Source organism: Metallosphaera sp. D4-4, from assembly GCF_046245145.1.
In the GTDB taxonomy this organism is placed as follows: domain Archaea; phylum Thermoproteota; class Thermoprotei_A; order Sulfolobales; family Sulfolobaceae; genus Metallosphaera; species Metallosphaera sedula.
In genome coordinates, this window is sequence record NZ_CP176412.1 from 1,809,632 (window position 1) to 1,831,862 (window position 22,231).

Sequence of the window (22,231 nt, forward strand, 5' to 3'; positions counted from 1 at the left end):
TTCACTCTGGCGGTATTTCCTGGAATAATATGTTTATGTCCAGACCCTTCTTCTTCGCCCTGAGGGAGGATATCATGTAGATGGCTATCCCTAGACCATATATTATAACGAGCGAGAGTATCGTCTCCAAGTTGATGGGTAATAGGACCGGGTTGTTCCACGTGTAGGCTAGGAGGAACAGGGTGAAGGCAAAAATCAGGCTACCCACTATAGTTACAAGGGGTATTCCAGCCACCTTGGTCTTATTGGGGAAGGTCCCCTCGTACACGTTCTTCCTAACATATGGCATTAATGCCGTGGAAAGGGCGAACACACCGTAGCCTATTTCAAACACCACGGTGACATCCACGAGAGATACTGGAGTATTATAAGCGTAAAGGAACAGACCTATGACACCCATTGCCCCCACCAGGAGCGTCGCCTTCACGGGTGCCCTCAACGTCTCGTTAACGTCAGCCATCCACTCTGGCATTATCCTGTCGAAGGACCAGGAGAAGAGATACCTCACAAGGCCTGTGACAAGGGGAGGATTACTGTAGAAGTTGGGCAACCATAGGGCCAAGAACATGATAAGGAAGAGCGGTAGGCTATGGGTTACAATGAAGGCGAAGAACGGGGTGAAGTCACCTATGCTCTGGAGATTCGAGTACACCGTATCGTTAACTCCTTGGTTACTGATGTAACTCCAAGATGTTAGGAAGTTGGAACCGAAGGCATGAAGGTTGAGGAAAGTGAACGTGGTGTAGTAAACGGCAATGATGAGTATGGCCACCACGGTAGCGTAAAGTACGTTCTTTCTCACCTGCTTCATCTCCCCAGCCCAGGATAGGGGCAGGTTATACCACGTGTAGTAATACCATATAACAGGAGCTGCCAGGAAGGTTGCGTAGAGGGGTGACTCGAACTTGAGCCCATTGCTGGTGGCGTCGCTTATCACCTGGTTGTACGCGTTGGGGATACCTGTCGTTGCTGAGAGAGCATGCGCAAAGGAAGATGGATTTATCTGAGCCAGAGCTACGAACATGATTATCGTAGAGAGGAACGTGATAATCCCTGCTCCCGTGACGAATCTCCACTGGGCCCTAGGGACTGAGGCTAGGATGGCCGAGATTATCACAATGATCAATCCCACCACGATGCTACCCTGGGTTCCAGAGAACCAGTTTCCTAGGTTTAGGAATTCCTGGTTATTGTAGGCGAGCCCTAACCCGGAAAACAGGTAACCAAACCACTGAGCCCCCAGATAACTGTAGTAGCCCAGTGAGAGACCGAACCCAATGAATAGCCCGAAGTAATTCACGAAGCCCACGAGCGGATGAACCGCCCTGCTGTTGAATACGTAGTCCCCACCTGCTCTGGGCATGGCTACTCCCGCTAGGTAAAAGAGGTAGGCCATACCAAGGGTGGGGGGCAGAGTCAGGAGAAATGCCATGGGCCAGTTGGCCCCAGGTGCTGTAAAAAGCCAGGTTAGGATTAAAATTGGAACTCCCCCGGTCACCAGTCCGAAAGTTGCAAACATAGAAGACCAAGGACTGACCTCCCTCACGAGACCGGAGGACTCCCTCAGGAAAAGGGTCTTTTTCTCTTCCATCTCTGCATGTGGTCAATGACCCTGAATTTTAAGCTTTACTACAACTAAACATTGATTCGTTAAAATTACATTTGCAACTGAACCTTAAAATATAAGAGAAGTAAATTCCCGCAGATGTAGAAAAGTAACAATCCATATAGGAAAGTAAAAGCAAGTATAAACAATAAAAATATAGGCTGAGATAACTCGATTAATTTATGAGAATCGTCATATCGTGTATGGACAGGAGATTAAACCAGTTTCTGGAGAAAAATTTTAACGATGGAAACACGATCTTCGTGCGAAATGCGGGGGCTAGCGTTAACTCCCTAAGAAATACCTTGGCATTGCTGAAAAGGGCAGACGAGATATTGCTATTGCCTCACACAGATTGCGGTGCCATGGGCGTGGTCGAGAAGGCGTTGAAGGGGGAGAAACTCCCTGCGGAGTTAGAGCCCTTGATATCTCCCTTCAGAAAGTACTTGGGCTACACCAAGGCTCAACTGGAGAAGGTAAACGTTGAGGTCCAGGAGAGTATCCTCAAGGGAGCGGTGAGGGCGAAGGTCAAGTCAGAACTCATAAGGACCGAGGAACTGAATGCGCCTGCATCGAGCGATAACGTCGCTCTGGTTATGCCTCCCTCAACCAGGAAGTACTCAGAGGTGATTTCGCCAGACATGATGTTCAGGACATACGTAATACAGACTGACAATGATGGCGACATAGATGTGTTAATCGCAAAGGAGTTCCTCAAGGTTAGGGATGTAAAGAGGATTAGCTAGAAGCCCGCAATTATGGTTTTTAATCATCGTTCGCTTCCTCATATTGACAAAGAGAACTTATGCGTGAAAATTTTTTAATAACTACATAAACAACGGTGAGGACACACTTTTCTTCAAGAGAAATCATCTAACAAGAAAAATGATAGTCTGAGCTCTGAACATAAATAAAATATGATATTAGCTTCTATTTCTTCGGCAAGTGAAGGTTAAATCCAAGCAGTAAGGAGCGAATTCCCCAAGAATTAGGGACAGTGTAGGGAACAATTGCTTCAATCCCATCCACAGACTGACTTTATATAACGTGACCGGACACGAGAAACTCTGAGATAACCTCAATGCACGCCTAGAATTTCCCCAAGTTCAAGGATTCCTCGAGACATTCCAAGTCCCAGCTTCACACCAGTCTCCAGTTCCTCCCTATTCACCACACCCTGAGATATTAGCCACTTGGCCTCCTCCACCGCCTCCCTCAAGAGCTCTCGAGGGTCAGGTCCGCTGGTAGCCTTAACCTCAGGTTTACCCTTGCTCCAGTCGTAAAACCCTTGACCTGATTTCCTTCCAAGCTTACCTGACTTCACCATCCCCTCTAGAACATCGCATTTGAACGGGAAACCTCTCCTCTCAGCCTCCTTCGAAATGTCGTAGTTCACGTCTAAACCCGTGTAGTCCAGGAGCATGATTAACCCCATGGGCATACCAAGTTCCTTAATGGCCACGTAATCGATCTCTTGTGGGGTATACTGCGTTAGGAGAGCGCAAGCGGAGGTGAAGAGCCTGAACAGTATCCTATTCACTACGAACCCAAACACGTCCTTCCTAACGGGGAGCGGATACTTTCCGAGAGACTTCACGATATCTAGGGCCTCTCTGAACCTCTCCTCAGACGTGTTATCTCCCCGTATCACCTCTACTAGTTTCATGAGAACTGGGGGATTGAAGAAGTGCATCCCAAGGAAACGCTCTGGATTCCTTACAGCCCTAGATAGCTCAGTGATGGGGAGGGAGCTAGTGTTGCTGGCGATGATCTCGTCGGTAAGGGGAGAGACCCTGCCTAAAACATCGCTCTTCACCTTCATGTCCTCGAACACCGCCTCGATTACAAGGTGATCCCTTGCGTCACTCAAATCCCTTGAGGTAAATATCCTCGACAGGACAAACTCCACGTCCTTCACGCTTCCCTTCTCCTGGAGCTTCTGAAGGGACCACCTTATACCCTCCATTCCCTTCTTGAGTGCCTCCTCCCTGACGTCGTAAAGGGTGACCTCGTGACCGGCCATGGCAAAGACCTGACCTATACCGCTACCCATGATCCCTGCTCCTACCACGAAGACCTTCACTTCAGGACCACCCTCTTGGACTTGCCCTCGAACCTGGGAAGGGTTCCAGGGGACACGAAGTCAACCTCGGGATTGACGAAGGTAACGTTCTTGATGTCCGTAACTATCCGCCTTCTAAGATCCTCGGAGGGAGAAGTAGTCTCCACGAGGAGAAGAAACTTCTGCGGGTCCTTAGTTATCACCATCTGATACTCCATGACCTCGGGCATCTTCATGAGTACCTCATTAACGGCCGTGGGATAAAGCTTCACCCCCTTGTAGAAAATGACGTCGTCTGACCTTCCCTTCATTATTGCGACCTTTGGGAAGGGGATGTCGTCGTCGCTCTCCACTAACCTGGTAATGTCCCTCGTTCTATACCTAATTAGTGGCATTCCCTCCCTGGTGAGGTGAGTGAAAACCATCTCTCCCTCCTCGCCCTCACCCACATTCTCTCCCGTGTCTGGATCTATTATCTCCACGAGGAAGTGATCAGTCCAGATATGCATGAACTCGTGATTGTCGTGTGGGCACTCCTGAGCTACCCCAGGACCTATAGCCTCGGTGAGCCCGTATATCTCCCTGGCACCTCCTCCCCTGCTTAGGAGACCTAGTTCCTTCTCTATTCTTCTCAACATCTCTGGGGTCATTGACTCTGCACCAGGTATTGCGAGCCTTAACGTCAGGTCCCTCTCCGGGTCAAGCCCTGCCTCCCTGACCTTCTCGGCTATTACCAGCTCATATGAGGGTGTTCCAGTGATTACTGTGGCCCTGAAGTCCTTTAACGTCTTGGCCAGTGCCTCTGTCCTCCCAGTGCTCCAAGGGATTACCTTTGCCCCTATCTTCTGTGCTCCCAAGTGAAGTCCCATTCCACCTGTGAATAGACCGTAGCCGTAAACGTTTGCAATTATGTCCTTCCGCGTGACGCCAGCTGTCCTGAGACTTCTCGCAACGAGGTTAGCCCACAACTCCACATCCGAGGAAGTGTAAGCCCCAACTGTGGGAACCCCAGTGGTCCCGCTGGTTATATGCCAACCCACTATTTCCTCGAAGTCCACCGTCATGAACTCGCCTCCGTATGGGTAGCCCTTCTCCCTCAGGTCGGTCTTAGTGGTGAAGGGTAACTTCCTCAGGTCCTCCTTAGTGCGAATGTCGTCGGGAGTCAGATTTCTCTCCTTAAAGATCCTCCTGTAGAAGGGACTCCTCTCGTAGGCCCTTCTCAACGCCCTCCTGAGCCTGAAGGCCTGCACGTTCTCGATCTCTTCCTTGGTTAAGGCCCTTGGGTCAGTCTCATCATACATCAAGGATCTCACCCACAACCCTCTTTCCATCAGTCACTAGATTCACGTGGGAGTTAACCCTTGGGGTGCCCTTGATCCAACACATCAGGTCAACTCCGTCATCAGTTCTAACTATTCCAATGACGTAATCCTCTTCACTCTCGTAGCCTTGCGGTTTAGCCTTCACCACGGTATAGGTCATGAGCTTTCCCCTGTTAGATAGTTTCACCCACTCAAGTTCGGAGGTGTAGCACGAGGTACAATCCCTTTGCGGGGGGTAATACAGTGTCCCGCACTTTCTGCACTTCGTGGCCCAGATCTCGTTTTTCCTCAGCCCCTCCCAGAACTTCTCATATCCCTTCTCAGGGACCGTATACCTCAACTGTAATGGAATTCCCTCCATGAAATCACCTCGAGAGAATACTTACGTAGGCGTAGTGTCCCGTCCCCCCTACGTTATGTGTCAGGGCCACGTAATTCTTGAACTGTTGTTGAACAGGACCTGCCTCCTCTCTCAGCTGCTTCGTTACCTCGTACATCATGGATAGACCCGTTGCGCCTAGCGGATGTCCCTTGGCCTTGAGTCCTCCAAAGAGGTTCACCGCAACTTTCCCTCCCTTCTCCGTTTGTCCCTCCCTCAGAAGGGTAGCTCCCCTACCCCTTTCCGCGAACCCAAGATCCTCATAGGCCATGATCTCGGCGATTGTGAAACAGTCGTGAACAGTTGCGTACTCCACGTCTCTTGGGGACCTCTTACTCTGGGAATACGCCATATTGGCGGCGTCCCTAGCTGCCCTCAAACTGGTCCACTCTCCCCTCCTCGCAATGCTCGAGGTGTCGCTACCGTAACCTATTCCCTCAACCCAGACTGGGGTATCCACCTTGAGCTCCCTTATCTTTTCCTCTGACGCGAATATCACGGCTGCTGCTCCATCACTTATGGGAGAGGAGTCCAGTAGCTTAATGGGCCACGATATTACCCTCGACTTCAACACGTCCTCTACGGTAACCCTGTTCCTGAGGTGGGCCTTCTCGTTCATTGAGGCGTATTTATGTGCCTTCACGGAGGCTAGGGCCATGTCCTCCTCGGTGGTTCCGTACATTGCCATGTGCCTTGTTGCGTAAAGGGCATAATACGCAGGGAAGGTTGTGCCATACATGTGAAACTCCCACTCGTAGTTTCCTCCCCTCCCGCCTATGGCTAGGGAGGTCTGAGTATCAACTTCGGTCATCTTATCGAAACCCACTGCGAGCACTACATCCACCATTCCTGACGCGATTGAGTTGATTGCAGTGAAAGCCGCAGCCGATCCGGTGGCACAAGCTGCCTCTACCCTTATGGGTGTCTTTCCCGTAAGGGAAGAGTACTCTGAGACTGGGGGAGCTGGATAGAGCTCCACTCCCCGATAGGCTGTGCTCCCTGCGACCACAAGATCTACATCCTTCTGCGTAATTCCAGCGTCCTGAAGGGCCTCCCCTATGGCCTCCCATGAGAGTTCCCTAACAGAAACATCATCCCTCTTCCCGAACTTGGACATCCCCACACCTACTATACCTACTCTCCTTCTCATCGAGTAAGTTTTACATTGGAACTATATATGTTTTCTTGATAATTTATATAACTTCAAAATCATGTGTGTTGATAATGTCTGTTTTTCTTTCATTTTATTACATAAAAATCACTTCTGATAAATTAAAGAGTTTTTCGCGCGGAAAAATTGCAGATGTATCTACAGCTTCTACGATCCCTCAATATCTTGTCGTGACTTAATGCGTTTGCTCCAAGTTTTATATATATCATTGAAAACCTATCTCAATGTCTCTAGTTCAGATTCGGGATCACGGACCCGTCTCAGTCATATCACTCTCTAGACCCGATAAGCTCAATGCCCTAAGCCTTGAACTTAGGTCTGAACTACTCGGCTCCCTCAGACGATTCAATTCAGACCCTGGAAAGCGCGTGGCAATCCTCACAGGAGAAGGGAAGGCCTTCTCCGTTGGCGCAGATCTTAGCTCCATATCCTCTGACTTGACCGAGGACCTTAGGTCGTCCTTTTACCCAATCCTCAGGGAGATCAGGTTCTCTTCCAAGATCTATATCTCAGCCGTCAACGGAGTCACGGCAGGTGCAGGGATAAGTCTGGCCCTGGCCTGCGACGTAAAGATAGCCTCACGGGGATCTAGGTTTGTCACTGCCTTCCACAACATTGGGCTAGCACCTGACACTGGACTGACCCTTATCCTAGCTAGGTTAGGTGGTACCAGATTCCTGGACAGGCTTCTACTGGGAGGTGAGATTATGGCTGAAGAGTTAGAGAGGGAGGGCATACTGAAGATATCCGATGATCCCTTGTCCGAAGCCCTGAAATTGGGCGAGGAGATTTCCACCGGACCCTTCAGGTCATACGTGGCGTCCAAGAAGCTGATAAACAGGGCACTGTATCACGACCTAGAGGAATACCTAGAGTACGAATCAGCGATGCAGGGTTACCTGGGAACCACGCAGGACTTTAAGGAAGGTGTAAAGGCCTTTCTCGAGAAGAGGAAACCTAGTTTCAGGGGTGAATGACATGAAAACTGTGATAGTTGAGAAGGGAGACGTGGGAATAATCAGATTGAACAGGCCAGAGAAACTGAACGCAATCAACATGGAAATGGTGTACGATCTGGTTGAGGCGCTCAACGAACTCAAGTCGCAGGCAAGGGCAGTAATCATAACAGGAAACGGTAAGGCGTTCTCTGCAGGGGCAGACGTAAAGGAGATGCTGGACATGTCCATAGAGCAAGTGACGAGGGAAGGTCACATGCCCCTATGGGACGCCCTTAGGGGATTCAAGAAACCTGTGATCGCTGCCCTTAATGGGGTAACCGCAGGTGGAGGACTGGAACTGGCAATGGCCTGCGACATGATAGTTGCGGGGGAAAGCGCCAGACTGGGACAGCCTGAGATCAACCTCGGCATAATACCCGGGGCAGGCGGAACGCAGAGGCTAACCAGAACCATAGGAAAGTATAGGGCAATGGAGATGGTGCTAACTGGAAAGCTCGTTACTGCGTGGGAGGCCTACAGGATGGGATTGGTAATCAAGGTTGTACCCGACGAAGCCCTCATTCCTGAGGCCATGAGGCTTGCAAGGGAAATAGCCGGTAAATCCGGTTTCGCCGTTGAGCTGGGGAAGGAGGCGGTGAACAGAGCCTTGGATACCCTACTTCAGCAAGGCCTGGACCTGGAGAGGAGGAACTTCTACGTCACTCTACTCTCCCAGGATGGGAGGGAGGGAATGAAGGCCTTCCTCGAGAAGAGGAAACCGGAGTGGAAGACTTAATCCCCGGCTTCATCCAAGTTTTTCCTGAACATTTAATGGGGTTAAAGAACATTTATATATTTCTGGGCTCTATATATTAACGTGATTTGATGTCCGAGATCGATTACTCTCTAGATCCCGTTTACCCTGAACCTAACGTTTACCCTCCCAGATGGAACTTTGACAATGAGAAGGCCTGGCAACTCTACAGGAGAGCCAAAAGGGAGCAGTGGGATGAGGAGGATATTAACTGGGATAGGGTCAGGGAAATCGCCTCAGGGCTAGACAGGAAGCAGAGGCTGGCAATCGCTTATTGGTGGTCGCTCTTGTCCAACTTCGATAACGCAACTCCCGTATTCGCCCACGCGGTGATCAAGGGGTTTGAGCACCACCTGGACACGGCGGTAAGGGGGATCCTGACGACAATTACCTATGATGAGAACAGACACAACATGGTGTGCGGTCTGGCAATAGACTCCATGATGAGAGGTTTTCCCTTCCAGTTCAAACCTCAGGACGAGCTTGAAAGGAAGGCCATGTTAAACGTGGAGTGGACGTGGTATAATGGAGCTAGGTACTGGAAGGCTTACCTAGAGGCTTACAAGAAGTACACGCTCGACGTTCTCTTCACCTCATTCATGATGGGGGAGGCAGCCGCAACCACAGTATTCACCACGATGTCGCGTGGGGCGAAGCTCGAGGAGTTCTCCAAGGCTTTCCGTAATACCGCAGTTGATGAGACGAGGCATTACGCCTTCACCCACCTGATCATGACTCAGGGAGCCTCAAGAATGAATGACGAGCAAAAGAAACTCGTGACCAAACAGGTCAGGGCAGGGTTCGTGTTCCTCTCCCTGATCACGTATAGGCCACCAAAGGAGTTTTGGAAGTTACCCCCATGGTTCGAGGAGGTCAACGAGAGGATGGAGGACTTAGCTAGGAGTGCAGGGTTCTATATCCCTGACCTAAAGGAAAAGAAGGAGGCCTGGAGGACTGCAGTGATAAGGGTTGGGTCAACTCTGGCTAGATACGGGGTGAAGATGCCTTCGTTCCCAGAACTTGGGATAACAGGGGAAGAGGTTGAGGTGTCGGAGGAGGACTTCGTCCCCATCTTCTAACTTGGCTTACGCCCTCTATTCATTCGTGAATGTTTGGATAATCCTTAAAAAATGATGAAGAAATAGAACGGTATGAAGGTAGCCTACGTTGTCCTGGTCGTGGTCGTGGGCTCGGTTTTCGCGGGCCTCGCCATACATCAGGAGCTGTTATCCTCTGGCTCTCCTCTAGGGAATCTCAAGGGGAGAACCTACTCGCTAGTGAACGGCTCTATAGCCCTTTACCTAAACCTTAACACGACAGAGATAAGTCCAGGACAGGGAATTCACATTGTCGCAATGATGTATTATAAGGGTAGTGAACCCCTTGTGATAAACTCCAGTTATTTCAACCTTCCCGCTCCCTATCCTTGCCAACAACCTCGTCCCATTGGCATTAACATCTTCAAGGGGTATTACACTGAAGCCAACATCTCTAAGGCTGAACCGTTATTGTTGTATGCACCGGGGGTATACAACTGTCCACTTATCTATTCAGCCACGCAGTATAAGCTCTTACCTTCGAGCGATTTGATGCAGTTAATTTACCAAGGAAAAGTTGTGGACACGATTCCTAACGAGTTCTCCTTCAACATAAGTGGGTACTGGATACCCAACAACAGTTCTACCTCCATTATTCCTCAAGGAAGCTTTACCACCTTCCAGCCAGGGATCTACACGGTGCAGGTAGTAGACTACTTTAACCAGTCTTTGCTAGGCTACTTCGTAGTCACATAATTAATAGCTACAAGATATTAACACTAAGTTAAAAATTTTTTGATTTTTGAGCTAAGGAAAGGCATGTGGACGTCCTGGGACACCAAATGCAGATGTCGTTGTAACCCAGGGAAAGAGCTAAACGAGTAACCCTGAAAGGTCGGAGCCCAGGACGGGCGTTCAACTTCACCTCATCTCGGAGTAGTCCTGCAGGTATCTCTTCGCTATCTTGTAGTGAACCTGGTCCACGAGTTGATCCCTCAACCTTATCGCCCCCTTCCCCTCCCTCATGGCCTTCTCGTAATTCTCCACCACTTCCCTATACCACTCCAATTCTTCCTTGGAGGGAGAGAACACCGAGTTGGCTATTTCCACCTGGCTGGGGTGAATCACCTGTTTTCCTGAGAAGCCCAGGCTCTTGGCCAACTGAGCCTCAGCCCTAAAACCCTCTGCATTTCTTAGGTCAAAGTAAACCTTATCCACGGGTTCCACGTCGTAGGCCCTGGCGGAAGTTACGACCCTCGTCATAACGTAAATGTTGCCCTCATATCCCTTGATTTCTCCTTGGGAGTGAAGAGCCAAGTCGGCTGCCCCGTAGGAAATTGCGACGACCCCGTCTGACCTAACCAGATCCTCTATTTCCGCTAGACCCCTCGGCGTCTCCACTATGGGTTCCAGCATCTTTCCAGTAACCTTGTGCACGAAATCCAGAGACCCCTCAGCCTTAGGGATTAGGATGACGTCAACGGGAAGATCCGAGACAAAAAGGAGATCCCTCAATCCATCTTTCGTGGTGAGCTGGTTGACCCTAACGCATAACTCCTTCTCCTTCCACGAGTAAGCTGAAAGCGACCTCCTGATTAGTTCCCTTGCCCTCTCCTTGTCATCTGGGGGAACCGAGTCCTCAAGATCGAATATGATAGAGTCTGCAGGTATTTCCAAGCTTTTCACTATCATGCGTTCATTTATCCCAGGAACGTAGAGCTGAGATCTGCGTTTCATAATCAAATATCAAAATCTACAATTAAATATTAACTTAGAGCTAGCCTTCCTTAGTTGCTTCAAGAATCTCTCCCACTAGCTCCTTTCCACTTACTTTCCAAGATGTTGTAATGATAACTCATAAAAATCTCGAGTTCAAACGAAGCTAATGAAAACAAAGCTATTGCTCCTTGCCATCCTTGTTGTGGTAATTGTGGTTTCTGTCACAACAATGGTGTTGCTCCTAACCTCCCTGACTAACGCCAGCGGAAAGTTCGTCTCAACTTCAGCCCTGGATAGCAAACTGGGTGGGAACTGGGTCGTAGTCAATGAAGGCAGAATAAGCGATCCCACAGGGGTATCTCCCATAATTGAGATGCTTTCCAATAGCTCCACAGAAACGTTATACTCGTCATATCACTCATCTAACGCCAATCTAACTATCCTGGTATTCCAGTACCAGTCAGCGTCTCACCTTCCAGAGGTTGTGAACTCCATAGCGAAAATCTATAGAGTCCTAAACTGGTCCATCAAGAACGTTACCGGTGAGGTGAACGGTATATGCGTGAGCTCGGCCCACTACCAGTACCTTTACGCATACTACAGGAACTACATAATCCTAGTCGTCCTGAACGGAACCGTGACACCCAGTGAATCCATGGAGATTGCGGTATTGCAACAGCAGGCTTTAGGTTGAACTAGCCTTGAGGTAAAAGACGTTCCCTATTCCCTTCACCCTGTTTATGACCTTCAGCGCGTCCTGATTCCAGTACCTATCTCCCTTAATGTCCAGCATCGTTCCTAGAACCTTGTCGTTTTCAACTAACGCTACCGCTAGCCAACCGCGACCTATGGACGCGGAGGTTACGAGGGTAAGACCGTCATATCTGAAGATCTCTGGGTAAAGACCGTCAGTAGGCAACTGCTTTATCACCTTGTCAAAGACAGAGTATAGAAACGCAACGAAACCCATGTCCTTCATCATCTCAGGTATCCTCTCGCGTTTTGTCAACGCCTCAAGGTAATTTTTATTCATGATGGGATCTCCCAGCTTAAGCATCACAAAGGAAACATAGTCTCCCATGTTGTAGATGTCATACCTGCAATTCATGAGTTTCGCGACCTCTGGAAGCGTCACATCAACGGCCGCAGGATGATCCACTAATATCTCCAATTCCTCCCCTGGTTTCATCTTGGTTAACTCCTTCTTTGCTGCAATCTCAGGAATAGGACATTGCTCCCCCCTAACGTCAAGATGCCTCCTGACAAAGGGTTTCATCATCATGATTAATCCCAGGGGCTCCTGAGATCTTCCCTTCCCAGCCTTACAGATGGATTCGGCGTATTCATTAAGGTTCCTGGAAATTCCCTCCTCTAGGGAAGACTTCACCATTTCATTCGACGCCTCCACCCTGATCCTTACCTTGACGCTGTCTCCCTCAACGAATTCCAAGTGAACCATGAATTTACCCTGCTCCTCGTACATTTCCAGAGAGTTTCTCCCAACCTTTACCAAAACGGGGAATGAGATCTTGCCCAACTTTAACTTGGCAGAGTAACCCCAACTCAATCTCCTAACGTCGGATAGCATGTAGAGCCTATGATACTTCTCCACATCTAGGAGTTGCTGGAACCCCCTCACCCTCAACACAACTGAAGTTTCCACATGATTAATTAGTTTTTCAGATATATAAGTATTTTTTATTTTCAATTTAAGGTTAGCCTCAGGGCACTTCTTACATCACTGGAAAGCCCTTGAAGACTCGTCATCTTCCATGAACGTATGAATGATTTATCATTTATTCTGTTGATATTCAAAACATTTATAAATTAGCAAATAATCATAAAAAGTATGGTCAAGAAAGATTCGTGTGGTTGCGTTGTAGAGAGGAAGTATGCTTCAGACTTCCTCGTGAGAAGGTTTTACGCCCTGAACGGGGAAAGGGGCTTTAGACTAGTAACTAGGGTTAACCTGGATGGTCAGAGATGGTTTGAGATTTACAGGAGGGGAGAGGAGGTAAGGTACAAATCCTCAGAGTGCCCTCTTGTTATCATAGGTTTGGAGGCACTTCTAGAGGCTATGGAGGATGGAGTCACTCCTGAGAACTGGAGGGAGGTCCTGGGAAGGGTAAAGGGGTTGCAGGTTAACCATGTCCTTGAGAAGTTAGCTGAGGAGCTAGCTAAGGTGATGGAAGTTGAAAAGAGTAGCCTACATAGTTGAGTCCAACCTTGGCTCCTACATCCTCGGTCAGATGATAGTGCCTCAACTCGAGGAAGGTAGACACGGAGTCGAGGTTAAGGGAATGTTTTTCATTCACGACAACGTTTACATTCCCATGAAGGAAAATCCCCTAGGACAAAGGCTTGAGGAGCTCTCAAAGAGGGGAATATACCTTCAGGCTTGCGATCAATGTGTGTATATGAGGAATATAGCCGATAAACTGATCCCCTCCTGCAAGATAGGATGTTTCCCAGACTTTTACAAGGCGGTTATAGACGACGTTGACCTAGTTATAACTATTTAATAAAAAATAAAGCAAAAGATAGAAACTAGTTATAAATACGCTATTTTTAAAAGATGCTTCACTTGCTTTTATATGAGAGAGTATGAACTATAAGGCGTTATTAATAGCTGGAATAGTTGTGATACTTCTTGTGGGAATAGGTGCAGCTTATATCATGATGAGAAGTAACACCAGCGGTCCCTCCACGTCCACCACGTCTCCTACAACGACCACTACCACCACGACAACCAACACCAGTACCTCAACCACGACCTCAACTCCAAATAACAACTTCTACTTCTTGGCCCTTACGCAAAAGGGGATAGCTCAAGTTCTCAACCCCTTCAGCAGCAGTCAGAGTTTTCTTGGCTTCCAGAGAGTAGAGAATATATCCACTAGTGTGCCCACACAGGTATATTACTGGGAAGAGGTACCTGTTGGAGCATCCATAAAGTACATGTTTATGCCCTTGAATAACGGTACTGTCTTCATTATAAACACGACCAACTTCAAGGTAGTTAAAACTTTACAGGTTGGATCTTCCACAGGTTTCATTGGAGTTGCAATTTCCCCTAACGGTGACTATGCGGCCATAGCTGATGGACCCTCAGGCGAAGTTCTAGTTATTAACATGCAGACGCTTCAGACAGTGTGGAGTGTCAAGTTCCTTTCTCCAACAGGTAAGACGTACTATCCTTGTGACGTCAGATGGACTCCAGATGGGAGCGAACTTCTCATACCCATGAGGTTCAATAACAGCATCGATATCATCAGCGCGAGTAACGGCTCAGTTCTGCTGGTGAAGCCCACGAGCCTAGGTTCACAACCCTACATGTTGAGCCCCAACGAACAGGGTACAATGGTTGCGGTAGAGTTTGCTGGGAATGACTCTGTGGGATTCTACTCCTTGCCCAACCTTCAGCTACTCGGGATGGTCCAGATGCCCAAGGGATTAACTGCACAGAGAGGCGTTTTCACCCCCAACGGTCAATACTACTTAGAGGCGCCAAGCAATAACGACACAGTGGTTGTCATATCTACGTCCAACTTCCAGATAGTTAAGGAGATCGCTCTTCCACAAATCTCTCCCGCAGGTTTAGCGGATATAGAGATCACGCCTGGCGGGAGTTACGCATATGTAGTGATTCACGGAAGCGTTAGCGCTGGAGGTATGATAGTTTTGATCTCCTTGTCCACCCTTTCAGTGTCCTATACTCTACCCCTAACAACTGCTCCCGCGATTGTAATACCAATAAGCCAGAGCATGGGAACCTACCTTGTGGATCAGGTAATGTTACCTCCTGTCACAGGATTGCATTGCTAAGGTGTCGTTATGAGACCAATCAACCCTTTTTTCTACGTCTTTCTATTTTTTAATGCGACTGTATTTTTGCCCATTGTAATAAACGGTATTAGAATTGTGAGTCTATGGTATTCTCCGCTTGCAGATACGGGGCAAATTACCTTTGTTAAGCCCTTTCTCGTGTTCGTGATTGCATATCTTGCGGTCTCGGTTATTGTGGGAGTTAGTCTATACAAATCAAGGAGAGGAAGATTCATCCTGGTTCATGGACCCATGAGGCTGAGGGCTGTTCTAAGGGCCACGCTCAAGGATAGTGTTGGTAGGGCCATGATAGCTGTGTTTGTACCGGCTTATTACCTGAGCTTCCTGGTGGTGTCTGGCCTCCTCCTTATCCCTAACCTGAACGTTAGTTCCTACTTCATGGGGCTTACTGCAATTACCTACCAGGGAGAGGGTATACCCATGCTTGGAGATCTAGTGCTGAATGTCCCTCTCTTGCTCTTAGGAGTACTCAACGACGTCGTCCTTACTTTATCCCTCATTTTCTCGTATTACGTGATGTCACTCCTTTATGTTTCCAGTTCCGCCATGAAATGGGCGGCTCCCAAGTCTCTTCGCATGGGAACTCTAAATACCACTGCAGGTTTCCTAACCGCTTCCATACCGTCTATCGGGACAATTGCGGGGATATGTTGCCTCTCTCCCACAGCAATGAACTCGCTACTTTACCTGCTTTCGGGCTCATACCCCGCCCTGACCAAGGGGATTACCTGGAAGTATGGGGCTTTTATAGCTGGGGCATGGACTGGGGGAATTCTTCAGGCTATACTCTTGCTCTCGCCTACAATCGCGGGAATGATCCTTCTAGGCGTGGGAATATGGCAGATAACAGTTATATCCTCTCAACTGGTTAAGAGGTCGATAGGTATTGAAGTCCCTCAGAAATGAGTCCAGCCTCGAGAGACTTATCCTAAGGCTTGCTGTAGCCTCTATCTGGCTCGATGCTGGAGTTTTCAACAAGCTTCTGAACCCAGGTTTCCTTAACCCAGGTTCCACGTCATACATAGGCTTCACTGTGCAGTATCTGGCCGAGGGCTCCCCAATCAGGGGGTTCCTATATGCAGTCGTATTTCCACACATCTACACCGTGGGAGTTCTAGTGATGATAGGGGAAATAAGCTTCGGCGTCCTCACCCTTCTAGGTCTCATGTCTAGACTAGCAAGCACAGTCGCCCTCTACACCAACCTCATCTATTTCCTTTCAGCCTACTGGACAGGAACAGAGGAGTATGGAATTAATCTTCTCCTAATGCTCCTCAACCTCTACCTGATCGTGAGGGGACCTGGTCAGTTATCGTTAGACTCGGCGCTTTCAACCCGATTCAAGGTCCTTCAGAACCCTACACCGTGGGCCGTAGCTGGTACGGTCATTTACGTGATCGTGATACTTTATCTGCTAATTTACTAAATTTTTACTCTATTTAAAAAACCGTTTAAAAAAGAGCATAACTTAAAAGAATCCCAGGGTAAATGATCTTGGTGATGTAATGTCTTCCGAGCCCCTAAAGGTGAAGGAACCGGACGATCAACTTGATGTCATCGGCGAGTCCTGCCCCGTGCCAGAGATGATGGCCAGTAAGAAGTTAAAGAAGATGAAGCCCGGTCAGGTCCTCGAGGTCATCACGGACCACCAACCTGCAGTAGACGTAACGTTGCCGTCCCTTTGCAAGAATATGGGTTATCCATATCTCGTGTTGAAGGACGGCGATGTTTACAGGTTTAGAATACTAAAGGTGGGATAGGGTTGGCAACTCCCTCAATGATTCTTCAACCTGTTTTTTCTGAGTCTTGGGCTCTCATATTTGGATTGTTTGGGTTAAGCGGATTTATCTTGGGCTGGGTCGCCCAAAGGGGGAACTATTGCTTTGTGAACGCGATGACGTCGATCTTTACGACAAAGAGCTTCGAGAGATTTGGGGCACTTCTCATCCTTTTTGGTCTCACTGCCCTGGGAACTGGACTTCTCGTTGCCTTTGGACTAATTCCTCCCGTAGATCAATACTTCAATAACTACTTTGCAGGATGGTACATACTGGTCGGATCATTCATATTCGGCTTTGGTGCAGCACTGGCTGGTGGATGCAACCTTTCCATGCTATACAGGGCCAGTAGCGGTTACGTCCAGAACTGGATTGAGCTATTTGGAATGATGATCGGAACTTACATTTTCGCAGTTGCAATCTGGCCCTTCCAGTCCTATACAATGCAGAGCGGGATTCTCTCCACTAGCTCTGGCGGATACGTAGAGTATTTGCCTTACGTCCTATTCCATTCCGTCTCCAACATGTCAGTTTACATTACCACAATGATAGTGGCGCTTCCGCTTCTTTTCTTAGGGATTTATCTGCAAATGAGAACGAGAAGCAAGTGGGATAAGTCAGTGAGCATGAAGGGACCTGGTCTAAGTGCGGTTGGAATGAAGGCACTACCAGGTTTACCAGGCCCCTCTTCACCATCAATCCCCTCTGGACTTAGGCTGAAGCAGGAGGCTAAGGACATGCTCCTTCTTAGGAAGCCCTACGGAACCAATCTCTCCACCGTGATATTAGCACTGGACATGATCTTCGTCTTCATCGTTGGTGCTGGGTACACGTTTAACTACCTGGTAATTACCTCGTCAGACGGGGGAAGATTCTTCGAATACATCCTCATGCCCTTGGGAATCAACCTATTTACCAACACCCCATGGTTCAACAGTTCCTTGCCAATTGTTGACCCTAGTACCTTAATGGTGGTAATGCTTTGCGTGGGGGCATTTTCTGCCTCATTCCTGAGCGGAGACTTCAAGATCAGGATACCCAAGGACAGGAAGAGGTTAATCATAGGTTTCGTGGGTGGAATGCTCGTGGGAATAGGTGTAAGAATGGCCCTAGGATGCAACGTTGGATTAATGTGGACAAACTTTGGACAGTTAGGATATGACGGCTACATTTTCCTAGGTGGAATGCTCGCGGGGATATACCTCGCAGTCAAGGTGCAGGAGAAACTTTAGGGTGAGAAAATGGAGGAAATGGAGAAATCTAAACCTAAGGCTAAACCCTATCCCGTGAGGAGGGTAATAGGACCTCTAGTCCTCTCACTGTTCGCAATAGCGTGGTATCAATTCAGCAAGATTTACTTAACAGGAGCGGACAACATTGCACTGAACCAGGCCAACTTCCTTGTTTACGTTCCACCAGACCAATTGCAGGGTTACCTCGAGGCTACGACGTGGATCTGTTACACCGTGGTATATGTTGGGTTAATCATGTTTTGGGTTTCCCTGGTGAAATATGTGCAGTCCAAGGAGGTTGGATCATGACTGAAATGTACTCCTTCATGATGATCTCAGGCGAGCACGAAAAGATGATGATGGGAGTGATCACTGCTATTGGTTACGCCTCCAGTGGAAACAAGATATACATGTTCTTCACAATGGACGCGCTTAGGGCGCTCACTGCGGAGTCGGAGAAGATAGCCCTCAACGGGACTAAGACGCTAAAGTATTACCTAGATAACCTAGTGGAACTGGCTGGGGAGGATCTCGAGATAACGGCCTGTGAGTTTGGAATGAGGGTCAAGGGTATACACGAGGACCAGTTCGTGTACAAGGTCAAGGTTGGAGGAGTTTCAGAATTCGCCCTGAAGAGTTCCCAATCAAAAGCCACGCTTATTTTTTAGGACAATGAACTTGATACATGAACCTTAGAACATTCGTGTTGGGCCCCCTTCGCACAAACTGTTACCTTATTTGGGATAAGGAAGAGGCCCTAGTAATTGACCCTGGTGGAGATCCCTCCGAGGTCATCGCTTTTCTGAGAGGAAGTGGCCTGAGGCTCAAGTACATAGTTTCAACCCACGGTCACTTTGACCATGTGCTGGGCGTGAAACCCTTGAAGAGAATTGGGGCCAAGTTCTTGATCAACTTCAAGGATGTGGATTTAATGCCCCTCTACTACGACTGGAGAGAACTTCCACCAGAGCCAGATGACGAACTTAAGGACGGAACGGAGATTAGGGTAGGCGATCTTACCTTGATGGGAATATCCACACCGGGTCACACCATGGGGAGTACCTCAATTCTTGTGGGGCAATCCCTGTTCACTGGGGATACCCTATTCAAGGGAACCGTCGGGAGATATGATCTTGGTGGCGATAGGGATACGCTGAGAGTTACTCTTGAAAAGATCAAAACCATGAACGTTGTGGACGTGTTCCCAGGACACGGAGACAGGACCACATTACAGGATGAAGTTAGATCCAATCCCTTCCTGAATGGGGTTCTAGGTCCGGACGACTGGTGACGTGTAAACGTCGTTAAGACGACTTCCTATTCGGCCTAGAACCGCATCAGCTGTACATTTTAAACGTTCACTATATAACTTGCAGTGAACAATTAATTTTTCTACATATAATATTACTATTCCCCGTCCTCTATCTAGGGCTACACACCTTGATGAACGTTAATAGACTACTACTTGAGTACTATGATAATTAACAGTTAACGGCTATTATTAGGATCTATTATAGTAATAGTTATATAGAAATAACACTAGAACTTATCCTATGGATAAAGAAGAACTGCTCACCCGACTTCTAGTGGAGCATGGAATGCCTACCAGAGGCTTTGAAAGTATAGAAAGGGGTATAAGGATAAGGTTCATGGACAACAGCTACGTAGATATCATGGATTCTGGTGTCACCCTGTTATATATAGCTAGGAGAATTGGATGTGAGAGGGTTCTAGAACTGAGGGATAGAATCAAGGAATATCTCACCAGATTGTCCTCTCTAAACGTGATTGCCGGTATAGAGGTATTAAGCGAGGGGTGTTATCTTGCACTTCTTCGAAAGCTAGATTTCAAAATTTCAATGGAAGATCCTAATGAACAGGATCTATCCAAGATATGGGTCGAGTACGTGAGAACATTAAAATTATTGCCTTTGATTACTGGAACGAGGATGAGTTAATCGTAAGTGGTTCTAGCCTGTTCCCTCATGAATGATAGCAAGTAATAGGGTCCACCTGCATTTCTCCCGGTCCACCCTGAATCCTTCCATCCTCCAAAGGGTTGAACTCCAGGCATGGCACCCGTGGTCGAACCGGACTCCCTATTCGCGTAAGTTACCCCTGCCTCAACGTTCTTGAAGAAGTACTCTACCTCTTCCGTGTCCTGCGAGAATATGCCTGCCGTAAGACCATAATCTACATCATTAACAAGCCTTATGGCCTCCTTCAGGTTTTGGACTTCCTTCACTAGGACTATGGGGACGAAGAGTTCAGTCCTCCACAGGGAACTGGTGTAGGGGAGATCCACGATTATGGTGGGCTCCACCAGATAACTTCGCGTGTCCTCCCTAACTCTCCCGCCAGTGATGACTCTGCCACCCTCGGATATGGCTTGATCCACATACCTTCTAAACTTGTCCACCGCTCCCTTGTTAATTAGGGGTCCCAGGAACGTTGACTTCTGCCTAGGATCCCCTACCTGTGCCGTCTCGGTGCGAGCCTTGAACCTAGCCAAGAATTCCTGATAAATTGGGCTCTCCACGAAAACCCTCGAGGTCGCACTGCACTTCTGACCTCCAAATCCGAAGGCTCCCCTAAATGTTCCCTCAACTGCCTTCCTTAGGTCTGCCTTCGCTGTGATGACAGTGGCGTTCTTTCCTCCGAGTTCCAGCACGGCTGGCCTGGGCTTCACGTTTATGAACTGCTTCAGAAGCCTATGTCCCACCTCCCTTGAACCCGTGAAGGCGAACCCTGCTATGTCAAGGTTTTCCTCCATGACTTTGGAAACCACCTCGCCTGGAGAAGTTACGTAGTTCACCACCTCTGCTGGGAAGCCAGCTCTCCTTAACGTAGTCACAAGCTTGTACGCTGAGAGCGGTGTGTCAGAGGAAGGCTTAACCACGACGGTATTTCCAGTGATCAGGGCACCTAGGGTCATGGTTGCAGTTATGGCCAGCGGGAAATTGAAGGGAGAAATTATCAACCAAGGACCGTAGGGCCTCATAACAGAGATCCCGTGTTCTCCCTTGACTATCCTGCCCTCCATCTCCCGGGTATAACCCCTGTTCTCCTCAAGGAGTTGAGCGTAATAGTTGAAGTAGTCTATCGTTTCATCAACCTCAGCAACGGCCTCATATCTGTTTTTACCATTCTCAAAGGTGATCGTTGCTGCCAGCTCGTACTTCATTCTCCTGAGCTCGTTGGCAGCCTTGACCGTGAGCTCAACCCTGTCCCTCCAATCTGAGTCCTTCCAATCCCTATAGGATTCCCTAGCCACCTTTATGGCGCTTCTCAAGAGTTCCCCATCATCTCTCTGGAAAACTCCTAAGGTGAGAGAAGTGTCTACTGGCGATCTAACGTTAAACTTAGAGGGAGTCCTTAACTCCTTGTCTCCTATGAGGATTGGATATTCCTGCCCTAGCTGTTCCTCAACTCTCCTTATCCCTTCGTCCACCAGCTTGTGAAACTCTTCCTCCCTATTCTCCTGTAAATAGCGTTGATAGGTTCTCTCATTTACAAATGGCATATTATAGTATCCGCCCTAAAATAATAAAGTTGTAACTCCTTTTGGGAGTTCTACTAGAGAAGAGCAACGAATCCCCTTTTATTCCTGGATCATGAATACATCATGTGGTTGTGAAGGAAATTATTTACAAGCATATTGTTGATGACGAGTTTAAGCAACCGTATGAAGGTGAGTATTGGCCTTCCCAAATCTGGAATTGCCTGAGGAAGCAGTACTATGATAGGACTTCGCCTGTTCTTTCTGGAATTGATTCAGCGAGGTTTACTGTCCTGGGAGAGGCGCTTCACGATCTCGTAGCTGAGATACTGAAGAAGGAGGATAGCGTGAAGGTCACCAGTGAACTGCCCTTAAGGATTCCTCACCCGACTAACCACGAAATAGTCATCTCCGGCAGAGCTGACGACCTCATCGTAATTGAATTCACGAAGGAGAGGTACCTTGTGGAGGTGAAAAGTGTGGATAACCTTCAGCATAAGGTGAGAAATGGGTACTTACCACGGCTTGAACATAGGGCTCAACTCAATCTCTACATGAAGGCTTTTCCCAAGTCGAAGGGAGTTCTCCTCTACGTGGATAGGTCCAACTTCGAAATGGAGGAGTTTATCCTCGATTTCGATGAGCAACTCTATCTGAAAACAATGGAGAGAGCTGAACTGCTTCATAGGGCCATCAAGGAGAGGAAAGTTCCAGAACCTGAGGCTAAGTTAAGGGATGATATGAGGTGGCAGTGTGATTTTTGCCTGTATAGGGCCAAATGTGATAAGGATAGTTAACCTTGAGACTTGATCAAATCGCTGTAAACTC

General features: G+C 48.2%; 26 protein-coding genes. 18 read left to right on the forward strand and 8 right to left on the reverse strand.

Going from position 1 to position 22,231, the window contains the following annotated elements:
• Position 1 precedes the first annotated feature (1 nt).
• The gene (locus ACI49J_RS09755; protein WP_240254294.1) at positions 2-1,591 is read right to left on the reverse strand and encodes an APC family permease; all 1,590 of its coding nucleotides are present in this window, start codon (positions 1,589-1,591) and stop codon (positions 2-4) included.
• 197 nt (positions 1,592-1,788) lie between these two features.
• On the opposite strand from ACI49J_RS09755, the gene ACI49J_RS09760 reads away from it, so the two are divergent.
• Positions 1,789-2,352 (forward strand): carbonic anhydrase, encoded by a 564-nt coding sequence (locus tag ACI49J_RS09760; protein WP_240254293.1) that lies wholly within the window; start codon positions 1,789-1,791, stop codon positions 2,350-2,352.
• Between the two features lie 332 nt (positions 2,353-2,684).
• Here the strand turns inward: ACI49J_RS09760 and ACI49J_RS09765 are convergent, their stop codons facing one another.
• From ACI49J_RS09765 to ACI49J_RS09780, 4 genes are read right to left on the reverse strand one after another with little or no spacing between them, the layout of a single operon-like run.
• Entirely contained in the window at positions 2,685-3,689 is a 1,005-nt protein-coding gene (locus tag ACI49J_RS09765; protein ID WP_409366338.1) for a 3-hydroxyacyl-CoA dehydrogenase NAD-binding domain-containing protein, read from the reverse strand.
• Positions 3,686-4,969: a phenylacetate--CoA ligase family protein gene (locus tag ACI49J_RS09770; RefSeq protein ID WP_409366472.1), complete on the reverse strand. Its 1,284-nt coding sequence runs from the start codon at positions 4,967-4,969 to the stop codon at positions 3,686-3,688. The genes ACI49J_RS09765 and ACI49J_RS09770 overlap by 4 nt, the downstream gene beginning before the upstream one ends.
• Complete coding sequence (locus ACI49J_RS09775; protein ID WP_012020352.1) at positions 4,962-5,351, reverse strand: Zn-ribbon domain-containing OB-fold protein; 390 nt, start codon at positions 5,349-5,351, stop codon at positions 4,962-4,964. Before ACI49J_RS09775 ends, ACI49J_RS09770 begins: the two co-directional genes overlap by 8 nt.
• 4 nt (positions 5,352-5,355) lie before the next feature.
• Positions 5,356-6,519 carry a thiolase domain-containing protein gene (locus tag ACI49J_RS09780; RefSeq protein WP_409366339.1) on the reverse strand — a complete coding sequence of 388 codons (1,164 nt, stop codon included), beginning with the start codon at positions 6,517-6,519 and terminating at the stop codon, positions 5,356-5,358.
• A gap of 245 nt (positions 6,520-6,764) precedes the next feature.
• Here ACI49J_RS09780 and ACI49J_RS09785 point away from each other — a divergent pair, with 245 nt between their 5' ends.
• From ACI49J_RS09785 to ACI49J_RS09800, 4 genes are all read left to right on the forward strand, one after another.
• Complete coding sequence (locus tag ACI49J_RS09785; protein WP_240254284.1) at positions 6,765-7,517, forward strand: enoyl-CoA hydratase-related protein; 753 nt, start codon at positions 6,765-6,767, stop codon at positions 7,515-7,517.
• 1 nt (position 7,518) lies between these two features.
• Complete coding sequence (locus ACI49J_RS09790) at positions 7,519-8,274, forward strand: enoyl-CoA hydratase/isomerase family protein (RefSeq protein ID WP_409366340.1); 756 nt, start codon at positions 7,519-7,521, stop codon at positions 8,272-8,274.
• A gap of 89 nt (positions 8,275-8,363) precedes the next feature.
• A complete protein-coding gene (locus ACI49J_RS09795; protein ID WP_409366341.1) occupies positions 8,364-9,371 on the forward strand; it encodes an aminobenzoate oxygenase in 1,008 nt (335 codons plus the stop codon).
• Between the two features lie 72 nt (positions 9,372-9,443).
• The gene (locus tag ACI49J_RS09800) at positions 9,444-10,085 is read left to right on the forward strand and encodes a hypothetical protein (protein ID WP_240254278.1); all 642 of its coding nucleotides are present in this window, start codon (positions 9,444-9,446) and stop codon (positions 10,083-10,085) included.
• Between the two features lie 165 nt (positions 10,086-10,250).
• Here the strand turns inward: ACI49J_RS09800 and ACI49J_RS09805 are convergent, their stop codons facing one another.
• The gene (locus ACI49J_RS09805) at positions 10,251-11,066 is read right to left on the reverse strand and encodes an HpcH/HpaI aldolase/citrate lyase family protein (RefSeq protein ID WP_409366342.1); all 816 of its coding nucleotides are present in this window, start codon (positions 11,064-11,066) and stop codon (positions 10,251-10,253) included.
• A 148-nt stretch (positions 11,067-11,214) separates the two neighbouring features.
• Between ACI49J_RS09805 and ACI49J_RS09810 the strand changes: the two genes are divergently transcribed.
• Positions 11,215-11,742 carry a hypothetical protein gene (locus ACI49J_RS09810; RefSeq protein ID WP_409366343.1) on the forward strand — a complete coding sequence of 176 codons (528 nt, stop codon included), beginning with the start codon at positions 11,215-11,217 and terminating at the stop codon, positions 11,740-11,742.
• On the opposite strand, the gene ACI49J_RS09815 is transcribed toward ACI49J_RS09810, so the two are convergent.
• Entirely contained in the window at positions 11,734-12,711 is a 978-nt protein-coding gene (locus ACI49J_RS09815; RefSeq protein ID WP_409366344.1) for a sulfurtransferase TusA family protein, read from the reverse strand. The genes ACI49J_RS09810 and ACI49J_RS09815 overlap by 9 nt on opposite strands.
• Before the next feature lie 186 nt (positions 12,712-12,897).
• Here ACI49J_RS09815 and ACI49J_RS09820 point away from each other — a divergent pair, with 186 nt between their 5' ends.
• The 11 genes from ACI49J_RS09820 to ACI49J_RS09870 all read left to right on the forward strand — a co-directional run bounded on the left by ACI49J_RS09820 (position 12,898) and on the right by ACI49J_RS09870 (position 19,862).
• Positions 12,898-13,266: a hypothetical protein gene (locus ACI49J_RS09820; protein WP_409366345.1), complete on the forward strand. Its 369-nt coding sequence runs from the start codon at positions 12,898-12,900 to the stop codon at positions 13,264-13,266.
• Positions 13,241-13,570, forward strand: a complete 330-nt coding sequence (locus ACI49J_RS09825) for a DsrE family protein (protein ID WP_409366346.1) — start codon at positions 13,241-13,243, stop codon at positions 13,568-13,570. Before ACI49J_RS09820 ends, ACI49J_RS09825 begins: the two co-directional genes overlap by 26 nt.
• Before the next feature lie 82 nt (positions 13,571-13,652).
• Positions 13,653-14,873 carry a YncE family protein gene (locus ACI49J_RS09830; protein WP_240254265.1) on the forward strand — a complete coding sequence of 407 codons (1,221 nt, stop codon included), beginning with the start codon at positions 13,653-13,655 and terminating at the stop codon, positions 14,871-14,873.
• A 66-nt stretch (positions 14,874-14,939) separates the two neighbouring features.
• Positions 14,940-15,800 carry a hypothetical protein gene (locus ACI49J_RS09835; RefSeq protein ID WP_155464918.1) on the forward strand — a complete coding sequence of 287 codons (861 nt, stop codon included), beginning with the start codon at positions 14,940-14,942 and terminating at the stop codon, positions 15,798-15,800.
• Entirely contained in the window at positions 15,781-16,320 is a 540-nt protein-coding gene (locus ACI49J_RS09840; protein ID WP_409366347.1) for a TQO small subunit DoxD, read from the forward strand. The genes ACI49J_RS09835 and ACI49J_RS09840 overlap by 20 nt, the downstream gene beginning before the upstream one ends.
• Positions 16,321-16,399: 79 nt before the next feature.
• Complete coding sequence (locus ACI49J_RS09845) at positions 16,400-16,654, forward strand: sulfurtransferase TusA family protein (protein ID WP_011921518.1); 255 nt, start codon at positions 16,400-16,402, stop codon at positions 16,652-16,654.
• A 17-nt stretch (positions 16,655-16,671) separates the two neighbouring features.
• Entirely contained in the window at positions 16,672-17,904 is a 1,233-nt protein-coding gene (locus ACI49J_RS09850) for a YeeE/YedE family protein (RefSeq protein WP_409366473.1), read from the forward strand.
• Between the two features lie 9 nt (positions 17,905-17,913).
• Positions 17,914-18,213, forward strand: coding sequence for a hypothetical protein (locus ACI49J_RS09855; protein WP_011921516.1), 300 nt, complete (start codon positions 17,914-17,916; stop codon positions 18,211-18,213).
• Positions 18,210-18,572, forward strand: coding sequence for a DsrE family protein (locus ACI49J_RS09860; protein WP_240254259.1), 363 nt, complete (start codon positions 18,210-18,212; stop codon positions 18,570-18,572). The genes ACI49J_RS09855 and ACI49J_RS09860 overlap by 4 nt, the downstream gene beginning before the upstream one ends.
• Positions 18,573-18,589: 17 nt before the next feature.
• Entirely contained in the window at positions 18,590-19,195 is a 606-nt protein-coding gene (locus ACI49J_RS09865; RefSeq protein ID WP_409366348.1) for an MBL fold metallo-hydrolase, read from the forward strand.
• Positions 19,196-19,457: 262 nt separating this feature from the next.
• Entirely contained in the window at positions 19,458-19,862 is a 405-nt protein-coding gene (locus ACI49J_RS09870; protein ID WP_048059961.1) for a hypothetical protein, read from the forward strand.
• Here ACI49J_RS09870 and ACI49J_RS09875 read toward each other — a convergent pair.
• Positions 19,859-21,427: an L-glutamate gamma-semialdehyde dehydrogenase gene (locus tag ACI49J_RS09875; RefSeq protein WP_409366349.1), complete on the reverse strand. Its 1,569-nt coding sequence runs from the start codon at positions 21,425-21,427 to the stop codon at positions 19,859-19,861. The two genes, ACI49J_RS09870 and ACI49J_RS09875, sit on opposite strands and share 4 nt — an antisense overlap.
• 104 nt (positions 21,428-21,531) lie before the next feature.
• On the opposite strand from ACI49J_RS09875, the gene ACI49J_RS09880 reads away from it, so the two are divergent.
• The gene (locus tag ACI49J_RS09880) at positions 21,532-22,200 is read left to right on the forward strand and encodes a PD-(D/E)XK nuclease family protein (RefSeq protein WP_240254255.1); all 669 of its coding nucleotides are present in this window, start codon (positions 21,532-21,534) and stop codon (positions 22,198-22,200) included.
• The last annotated feature ends 31 nt before the right edge of the window (positions 22,201-22,231 follow it).